The 7,414-nt window shown below is 58.2% G+C and carries 14 protein-coding genes and 1 tRNA gene; 14 read left to right on the plus strand and 1 reads right to left on the minus strand.

All coding sequences use genetic code 11. The features are described from left to right. Window positions 1-224: 224 nt before the first annotated feature. The 14 genes from JHL16_RS34775 (at window position 225) to JHL16_RS34840 (ending at window position 6,796) form a co-directional block, all read left to right on the plus strand. The gene (locus JHL16_RS34775) at window positions 225-440 is read left to right on the plus strand and encodes a hypothetical protein (protein WP_200189797.1); all 216 of its coding nucleotides are present in this window, start codon (window positions 225-227) and stop codon (window positions 438-440) included. Window positions 441-453: 13 nt separating this feature from the next. Continuing rightward, window positions 454-672: a hypothetical protein gene (locus JHL16_RS34780; RefSeq protein ID WP_200189799.1), complete on the plus strand. Its 219-nt coding sequence runs from the start codon at window positions 454-456 to the stop codon at window positions 670-672. A gap of 47 nt (window positions 673-719) precedes the next feature. After that, complete coding sequence (locus JHL16_RS34785) at window positions 720-956, plus strand: hypothetical protein (RefSeq protein ID WP_200189801.1); 237 nt, start codon at window positions 720-722, stop codon at window positions 954-956. 65 nt (window positions 957-1,021) lie between these two features. Continuing rightward, window positions 1,022-1,423 (plus strand): hypothetical protein, encoded by a 402-nt coding sequence (locus tag JHL16_RS34790; protein WP_200189803.1) that lies wholly within the window; start codon window positions 1,022-1,024, stop codon window positions 1,421-1,423. A gap of 4 nt (window positions 1,424-1,427) precedes the next feature. Then, window positions 1,428-1,613: a hypothetical protein gene (locus JHL16_RS34795; protein WP_200189805.1), complete on the plus strand. Its 186-nt coding sequence runs from the start codon at window positions 1,428-1,430 to the stop codon at window positions 1,611-1,613. Then, the gene (locus tag JHL16_RS34800) at window positions 1,610-2,146 is read left to right on the plus strand and encodes a hypothetical protein (RefSeq protein WP_200189807.1); all 537 of its coding nucleotides are present in this window, start codon (window positions 1,610-1,612) and stop codon (window positions 2,144-2,146) included. Before JHL16_RS34795 ends, JHL16_RS34800 begins: the two co-directional genes overlap by 4 nt. 51 nt (window positions 2,147-2,197) lie before the next feature. Then, complete coding sequence (locus JHL16_RS34805) at window positions 2,198-2,632, plus strand: hypothetical protein (RefSeq protein WP_200189808.1); 435 nt, start codon at window positions 2,198-2,200, stop codon at window positions 2,630-2,632. Next, a complete protein-coding gene (locus tag JHL16_RS34810) occupies window positions 2,629-2,916 on the plus strand; it encodes a hypothetical protein (protein WP_200189810.1) in 288 nt (95 codons plus the stop codon). The genes JHL16_RS34805 and JHL16_RS34810 overlap by 4 nt, the downstream gene beginning before the upstream one ends. Then, on the plus strand, window positions 2,913-3,131 hold the full coding sequence (locus tag JHL16_RS34815) for a hypothetical protein (protein ID WP_200189812.1): 219 nt from the start codon (window positions 2,913-2,915) through the stop codon (window positions 3,129-3,131). Before JHL16_RS34810 ends, JHL16_RS34815 begins: the two co-directional genes overlap by 4 nt. Window positions 3,132-3,375: 244 nt before the next feature. Further along, window positions 3,376-3,549: a hypothetical protein gene (locus JHL16_RS34820; RefSeq protein ID WP_200189814.1), complete on the plus strand. Its 174-nt coding sequence runs from the start codon at window positions 3,376-3,378 to the stop codon at window positions 3,547-3,549. Window positions 3,550-4,094: 545 nt separating this feature from the next. Beyond that, complete coding sequence (locus JHL16_RS34825) at window positions 4,095-4,610, plus strand: hypothetical protein (protein ID WP_200189816.1); 516 nt, start codon at window positions 4,095-4,097, stop codon at window positions 4,608-4,610. A 332-nt stretch (window positions 4,611-4,942) separates the two neighbouring features. After that, a complete protein-coding gene (locus tag JHL16_RS34830; RefSeq protein WP_200189818.1) occupies window positions 4,943-5,284 on the plus strand; it encodes a MarR family winged helix-turn-helix transcriptional regulator in 342 nt (113 codons plus the stop codon). Between the two features lie 25 nt (window positions 5,285-5,309). After that, window positions 5,310-6,404, plus strand: coding sequence for a tyrosine-type recombinase/integrase (locus JHL16_RS34835; RefSeq protein WP_200189820.1), 1,095 nt, complete (start codon window positions 5,310-5,312; stop codon window positions 6,402-6,404). Beyond that, window positions 6,401-6,796 (plus strand): hypothetical protein, encoded by a 396-nt coding sequence (locus JHL16_RS34840; protein ID WP_200189822.1) that lies wholly within the window; start codon window positions 6,401-6,403, stop codon window positions 6,794-6,796. Before JHL16_RS34835 ends, JHL16_RS34840 begins: the two co-directional genes overlap by 4 nt. A 200-nt stretch (window positions 6,797-6,996) precedes the next feature. Here JHL16_RS34840 and JHL16_RS34845 read toward each other — a convergent pair. Next, a tRNA-Leu gene (locus tag JHL16_RS34845) sits at window positions 6,997-7,082 on the minus strand. Window positions 7,083-7,414: the final 332 nt, after the last annotated feature.

The raw sequence follows: 7,414 nt of genomic DNA on the forward strand, positions 1-7,414 counted from the left end.
AAGGCTCAGAGACGCAACCCAGTGCGGCTTGATCATGATACCGAATGGACCGTCGTCATTGATCCGCCTAATGGTTTCATGGCTGCAATTCGCTTCTCCTCTGAGAAGGCCGCCGAGCGCTACGCCTCTAATGTCGAGCATACCTATATCCTCAAGCCTCGCAATCTGACGGCCTAATCCTCTCATAAAGTGATCAGTCACACATTCAGCAGGAACATTCGGTCATGCTCACCAAGTTTGAAAGATACAAGCTCGCCATTCAGTTTCAGAGCCATGCCGCTGAGTGGTACGAGGTGGCGCGAATGAGCGGCCAAGCGGCATTACCACTCAGGGCCGAAGCCCGCCACAGGCAGACCCATGCCGCTTACCATTCGGAGCAGGCCAGATGGCACCTCATGAACCTTCTCAATGATCTGACCACGCCGGAAGCGAACCAATAGGGGGCCTTGCGCCATGTCCACACGTGAAACCTACAAGCGCGACCTTGAGGCCCTGCTAGATGGCGGTCACACGGTCTCGGACATTCTGAGCATGCTGGCGGAGGTCTGCGACGACAAGGCGGATCATATCGAAGACAACTGGCAGGACGACACCACGGCCAAGGTCTGGCGCAAGCTCAGTGTTCGGCTCGCTAACACCAGCAATCAAGTCCACCGGCATTACGGCATCTAGTAATCCTCTCACTTAATGATCAATCTCACTTGGGGAGACATTCGACAATGGCATTTGCTTTTGATACCCTTGGATACTCGCAGAGGCTTCGTGATGCTGGCATTAAGCAAGCACAAGCGGAGGCCCACGCGGAAGCCGCAAGGGACTTCATTATGGCCGAGCTTGTCACGCGGAAGGACTTGGAGACAGCGCTTAAGGGCCAGTCTCAAGGGCTTATCATTTGGCTCGGAAGCATGATGATTGTCGCCGTGGGCATTCTCGCCACGCTCATCAAGCTCCTTTAGGCGCTTCGCCTCGCCTCAATCCTCTCACATCGTTATCAGTTCACTTTTTGGCAGGACTTTAAGCCATGGCCATTCATGTCGAGCAGTTCACGCGCTTCGATCCCAAGCCGGAAGCACATCAGGGCGTAACCGTCCGCTTCGAGGCCCTTCAGGTTCCTGATGAGACGGCAATGCCCGACTACATGCCAGACCCAGACGAGGGCTTTCAGGCCCAGCACAAGGCGCGGCTTGATGACTTCGTCAACGGGGCGTGGTGCTACGTGGGCGTCGTCTGTCGGGCTCATGTGAACGTCATTAAGGGCGGTCATGGCGTCAGCTTCCATATCGACAGCCCTGGAGTGTGGGGCGTGGAGAGTGACAGTGATGCCTCCTACTTTGCGGAATTGCAACAAGAGCAGCAAGAGGAAGTCAAGGCGATGATTGAGGCCTTGCGCTCAGAGCCCATCCTTTATGTGACGGTGGCCTAGCGCAATGTCCACACTCAATGGCCCCCCAGCAAGCTACGTCATTGTGCGCAAGAGCGACGGCAAGGCCATGTGCGAGACCTTCAGCGCCACGCTTGCCGCGCACATCAACAAGGATCGTTATCGCGTAGTGCCGATCCTCGAATATCTCCAAAGCATCAACCGCAAGATAAAGAGGGACAAAGCATCATGACACGCCCCAGTGACAATCAATCGGCCGTCGACACGTTTTGGCGCAACAACGCGGGCCATTGCGTCAGCGGGCTCATCTCGACGTTGGCGAGTGGCGGACATGAGATTGACGTGGTGCGCTCCACATCGGCCAACATGCTGGCGGAACTGTGCGCCAAGGCGAACGCATTGACTATGCCCCTTGAAGACTTTGAGGAGGCCGCAAGGCAAGAGGGCTTCGAGGAGGGCGAGGATAGCAGCGGCGAAACGTGCTGGACCATGGGCGGCTACAAGCCGGACGGCGGCACAACGCTTTACGACAACGCGCAAGAGGCATGCGAAGCGGCGGACATCGAGCCCTACCAGTGGGAAGTCTTTGAGCACTGGATAGTGGACCAATGGCTGGCCGAAAAGCTCGCCGCCAAGGGCCAGCGCGTGGACACGGACTTCGAGGGCCTTTGCATCTGGGGGCGCACGTGCACCGGACAGGCAGTCTCGATGGACAGCGTCATCAAGGAAATCTTTGACGACCTTCATACGGACAGCCACGCCTAATTCCTCTCACATCATGAACTAACTCACATTGTGAACGAAAGGGACAACCCAATGGACAACACGCAAATCTGCGAGTGCGCTAATTGCGGCTGGAAGGGGCCAAGCTCCGAGGCTGATCTAGGAATTGACGTTTTGTTGAGCCTCCCAGAGCGAGTTGATCCAGGTGAGCCTTTCCCGGCTGGCGAGTGCCCAAAGTGCAAATCTTTGTGTCACGTCGAACAGGCCTTGCCCATCCTCGCCATCGTAGTGGAGGGCGGCATTGTGCAAGCCGTGGTGAGCGATAAGCCAGGCTTGGTGAAGCTCCGCGATTTGATGGTCATCGACTATGACGCGGAAGGGGCGGACCTCGATGAGATCAGCCTTGTGCCCCAAGAGGGCGGCACCGATGCGGAAGCCATTGTGGTCTCGCATTCGATATCACTCGCCAGGATCAACCTTGCGGGAATACTGCCCCTCATCCCCGCTTCCGAGGACAACGCATCATGACACGCCGATTGAGCGGCCTTAAGCAAATGCGCTTTAAGGAAACCGACAGCGGAAATTGCCGCGTGTATTACACCTACGGCAGGCGCCTCTATTGCTTTCAAGACGACAGGACATGGGGCGACCGACCGGCTGACTTCAGGCTTTACGAATGCACCCGCGACGGCGAACCCTCGCACACCGTGCCCACAGAAGGCTTCGGGATCGACAAGTACCCGCCCGAGGGCGACAGCCGCACAGGTGACAACTTCCGTGCATGGGCCGAACAAGAGGACAGCGCATCATGAGCACCACCACCACCACCAACCCGATCAACCAGATGCTCTACGTGACGCCCCATTACATCGTGCGCCGCAGGCTTGGGGGCACCTACCTGCTCACCAACATTAAGGATGGGCGGACGGTCGTGCTCAACGGCGAGCAGGCTGAAAGCTTCTACGTCGAGGCAGCGCATCGGACGGTCGCGACCTTGGAGCAGTGCATAGAGAGGGCCATGCAATGAGACGCGCCAGCTATCGAGACGCCTTGTTCTGGATCACGCGCAATGACGACTGCTCATGGCTACCGGACGGTCCCATAAGCGTCACGGCGGCATTGGTGGCTGATCTCTTCGAGGTGGACGACGCGAGGATCAGAAAGGACCTATGCGACCGCTATCCGAACACCCTGCATGGGCCGGATGATGCGACCCTACGCAACCGCAGGAGGCCTGTTGACATCCCGCGCACAACGGGGGGAACCTCCTCATGAAGAAACCAATTGACCAACGAGTGAAGACCACCATGGAACAATTCGAGGCGCTCCACGCGGCCAACGCCAAGACCCGCTCCACCTCGAAGACGGTGACGGTCTCGAAGGAGGCCTTGACGAATATCCTGATGGATCACTCAATGATGGTCGGCGAGTTGGAGGGACGATAATGGCAGACACAATGTATCGGCGCATCTTCACGGTGCGTGATCTGAACGCACTCAAGGCCCAAGTCGACAAGTACACGGACCTTGTGCTGGCCCCCTGCCGTCCAGGTAGGGAGAACGAGTACAGCATCACAGGGTCCGTGAAGCATAAGAGCGTGATTGACGGACTGGTGCGCAAGCACGACTCGGGGGAATAGCCATGAGGCTCCCCTTCCCGCGTCTCGGGAACATCCTCGCCGGCATCGTCCTGGTGGGCCTCAAGTGGTGGTTCGGGGTCTGGGGGAACGGACGAGCAACAATAAACCCTGAAAACGCCACGACTTTCTAGGCGAATTGAGCCCCCTTGCATAAGAGTCAGTTAGTCACCAGTTGCAAAAGGCAAATTCCTACCACTTGACGAACTAATCACTTTAACTAAATATCGGCATACGGACGGTCGGCACTCTGCCGGCCCTCGTGTAGGAAGGCACCGAGGGGCTTAGTGGGTCACTCGGTGCACTCCACTCTCTCAACCCCGCAATGACCCACTCAATGAGAGACTGAAAGAAATGCACACACCGAAAGACGGCAAGACCCTCCTCATCCACAAGGTCGGCGAAGAGGGCACCATCGAGATCGACGCCATGACGGGCCAGTTGGTCACCCCTGTGGACGACCGGCCCGAATGGGCGGACAAGCTCGCGGCGGCCTCCCTGGCTGAGCGCATCGGGTGGTACGAACAGCGTGTCGGCAAGACGAAGGCCGCCGAGCACCTCACCACGGACGGCCCCATCGCCTTCCAGGACCTCACGTGGGTGGGGCTCGATGATGAGCAGACCGAGGTGGAGATCGAAGCGGACAACGACTTCCGCATGCAGTGCCTCGGCGAACTCCTCGGGATCGACCTCGAAGCGGCCGAGAAGGACGCGGACTTCGGGAAGGTCCTCGCGGATGTTTCTGTCGCGCACCAGCCCCAACGCACCGACGCCGAGCTGGCCGAAATGTCCGAGGCCGACAAGCAGGGCTTCGGCGTTTCCAGCGACCAGAAGGACGGCGAGCAGAAGCGCACTGCGACCGGCGCCTAAGCGTCCGCATGGTGTGTGGGAGGGACCAGCAAATCCCTCTCACATCTTTAACTACTAGACAAACGGTAGGATCGACACTATGTATACGCTCAGGATATTCGGCCTCTATGAAGTAGGAGTAGAATGGTGGCCCGAGTATTGCCTGGGAGTGGAAACAACAAGAAGAGGAGACTTTCTGGCCTGGATCGGCAAGCTTCACTTCGCGGTATGCCCTCTTAAATAGAGCGCTACTTGCAGGAGGAGTAAGCCGCCCCTATGCTACCACATCGTGTTTAATTGACTTTGTGGTTACAAACCAAGGGGAATTCCAGATGTCAGAGGGTAAGGCGAACATGACACGCTTACTCAGTGGCTTGCATAAACTAAGGGACGAAGCACCTGACATGCCTATAGCCGTTCTCGTGACTTTCTTCGGGATCGGCGAGTATGCAGCAGAGCGCTCAGAACAAGATCCCATCTCGATCCGCGAGTTGGCCGAGAAGATCGGACTGCCTTATTCATCAACCTCCCGCCATATCCGCTACCTGGGAGACATGTTCTCGCCCGATAAGCGGGGACTAGGGTGGATCGACACGGACATAGTCCAGCAAGATCGCCGCCAGAAGACCGCCTTTCTGACACCGAAGGGTAAGAGGGTGCTCAGCACCTTCAAGGCCACAGTGGGCCTAGAGTAGATCGAGACTTGGGGAGTGGTTAATCGTGCCCATCAGACGGCGGGACAATAGCTTTCAGGTTACCGTTGAGAACGCCAACGCGATGCAAGGCTTCAAGCGCATCCGTAAGTCGTATCGAGACGAAGCCGAAGCGGTCGCCAAAGAGGCAGAGATAACGAAGGCCGTTGAAACCTTCGGACATTGGCCCGTCAAGAAGGACGCGAAACCACTCCCCACTCCTCTCTCCAGCAAGAAGACTTCCCTCGCCACAGACATACCGAACACCATAGACGGCACCATCAAGGAAGCCGCGACGCTCGCCCTCAAGACACATTGGGCCGGCAAGCGCTACGCCGCCAAGGTCCCCAGCTATGTGGACTACGTGGTGACCTTCCTCACTCAGTCCTGCGGAAAGCGCAACCTGGACGACCTCATCACGAAGGACATTGACGACTTGGTCGCGAAGTGCCGCGCCGATAAGAACAGCGCCTCGACCATCAACGCCAAGCTGTCGGCACTGCGAGTCATCTTCAAGGTAGCAGCCGGAAGGACGCCGCCGCTCTGCTCCCGCTCGATCACCATCAAGAGAGTTCCAGCTTCGAGGGCCAAGAAGTGGTGGCTCAACCTGGAGAACCTTGAGAAGGCCCTAGCGTATTGCCGCAAGGAGGCCGGCCTCATGATCCTCGGGGACTACATCGAGTTCATCTGCAACTCCGGGATCCGCGTCGAGGAAGCCCTCCGCGCCCGCAAGGATGACTTTGAGAACCTCGGCAAGGTTAATCACACCAAGATGCTGGTGGACGGCACGAAGACGGAAGGCGCCCGCAAGTGGATCGCCCTCAACGAGACCGCTGCGGCCATCGCCAGGCGCCGGCTCAGGAGCTGTGACGTCCTGTTCCCTATCAGCTACGGCCAACTGGCTGGCGCCTGGAATGACGTGCGGTCCCACCTTGGCTTCTCGGATGTCCCCACGGCGACACTCAAGGCCCTTCGCCGGACGTTCGCCAAGATCACTGAGCTTCGCGGGATGCCCACGAGCATGCTCCAGAGGATCCTGCGGCACCAGAGCATTACTACAACGCAAGGCTACCTTGACTTGGTGGGCACGAATGATGAGGATGCTGCGAGGAGGTACCTGTGATCACCGCCAAGCAGCTTCTCGAAGCCTTCTTCAAGAACCAGGGCACAGCGTTCGTCTCCTATGAGAGCCACGCAAAGGTGGTGCTCGACGGAACCTTTGACTTCGACCAGATCGCCGCCACGATGAACGAGATGTTCGGCCCACGCGGCACCAACGATCATCCCCTCCTCGGCAACATGCCAGAACCCGTCATACCGTGGCCCGTAAAGGAGCCCACTAAGAGCGGCGAAGAGCCCGAGGTGGAGATCGAGTGGGTTAACCCGATGCCGGCGCACACCTTCAGCGAGTGGGGGAAGGACCCGACATACTGCGACATCTGCGGCCAACACATGCTGGCGCCCGTCCACAAGTACTTCGACGGGGTCATACCTCTCGTGAGGCGCGACGGCTAATGGCCCTCAACACGAAGCTTCCCGATCGGTACTTCCCCCAGGCCTGGGCTATGCGCGAGCGCTTGATGTTTCGCCTCCTGGTATCGGAGAGCCGCCGCCTTAAGAAATACCGCCTGGCCGCTAGCTACGGTGCGTCGTGGGAGAGGCTTTGCGCGGACGCTACCTTCCAGCGCTACCGTGCGAGGTTCAACCATGTTTGATGGTGCCCCATGCCGGACTCGAACCAGCACGCCTTTTGGACACTTGATTTTGAGTCAAGCGCGTCTACCAATTCCGCCAATGGGGCTCGCCATGGGGTCTAGCCGGGTGACTAGCCGAATGCTACATAAAGGGCAATGCCCCAGAAGCGAAGCCCTCTCAAGATCCTCGGAATGCTGCTCATCATGGCAGTGGCGTTCTCGTGGTCGGCGTATCGCATGGACCAGGTGCTTGGCCTCGGGTGGATCTCTGGCGTTGACCAGTGTGCCGGCGTCACAGCGCAGGACTGCAAGCTTCTCACCGATGCGGCCGACCGCCTGGCTGCGTCCCAATAGAGTGTGGCGTGGCGTTCGCCACGTGGCGGACTAACCCTCTGAAATTCAAGGAGAATGACCCCTAAACTAGAAGACTCAAAATCTG

Origin of the sequence: Taklimakanibacter albus (assembly GCF_016595235.1) — a bacterium.
Classification (GTDB): domain Bacteria; phylum Pseudomonadota; class Alphaproteobacteria; order Rhizobiales; family Aestuariivirgaceae; genus Taklimakanibacter; species Taklimakanibacter albus.